The 944-nt window shown below is 46.9% G+C and carries 1 protein-coding gene; it reads right to left on the bottom strand.

Going from position 1 to position 944, the window contains the following annotated elements; translation table 11 throughout:
* Positions 1 to 944 (bottom strand): phosphopantetheine-binding protein (locus A3763_RS24730; protein ID WP_156495317.1); only part of this gene is annotated, 944 nt, incomplete at both ends.

Raw genomic sequence — 944 nt, 5'->3', positions numbered from 1 at the left:
CAAAGGACTAGCTCATTAAACTGGCACTTTGTATTGGCTAATGTAGCAATTGAGGCGCCTAAACGTGAGGCGACACAGACCACCTGCTCAACGCCTGCTCGGGCTTTTAGCTCCTCATATGCTTTGATAAGGTCTTGTTGCCATTCTTCGATACTTTGAGTAGAAAACTCACCAGTGGAGTCACCCACGCCGTGGTAGTCAAAACGCATGCAATAAAAGCCTTGTTTAGCGAGGCTAGTGGCAAGTAGCTGGGTCATTCGATAGTTGCGAAAATACTCATGTCCGATCGGAGAGCTGAATAATATTGCTTTGCTACGATAAGCGCCCGCACCAGGCTCATGTATTACGCCGTAAAGAGGTAATTTACTATCACCGAAGAATACTGGGTGGATTGTTTGCGTTGCGGGAGAATGTAGCTCTGTTTTATTGGTTTCGTCAGAAAGACCTTTAGCCGCTGAGCTTTCTGTAGCGGCTGTTTTTGTGGTCTGATCTATTAGCTCAGCTAGTTGATGTAAGCTTTCCAGTAGTAAGTCTCGAGGCTTCAGTTCAACGTTAAAATGCGCTTGCACTTTATGAATAACTTGAATGGAAAGTAATGAATGGCCGCCGATATCAAAGAAATTATCGTATTTGTTAATATCATGGTTCCCGCATACTTCTCCCCAGCAGAGAGCTAACCACTTTTCTGTGCTTGTCTCGGGGCCTTGACGCGATTCACCGGCAGACATTTGAGTTAGGTTCCAGCTTTGCAGGACTTTTCGATCAAGCTTGTTGTTAAGGGTGCGTGGTAACTCCCCGAGTGCTTCAAGGTGCTGCGGCACCATGTAAGGGGGCAATTGCTGTCGCAGGTGCTCACGAAGTTCACTGAGACTAATCGGGCTATTCTTCCATACAACATAAGCGATGAGCCGCGTATCGCCGGCACGGACTTCTCGTACGCTTAA

The organism is Oleiphilus sp. HI0128 (genome assembly GCF_001635365.1).
The sequence above is the reverse complement of the archived record's forward strand: the minus strand, read 5'-3'. Positions and strand labels throughout refer to the sequence as shown.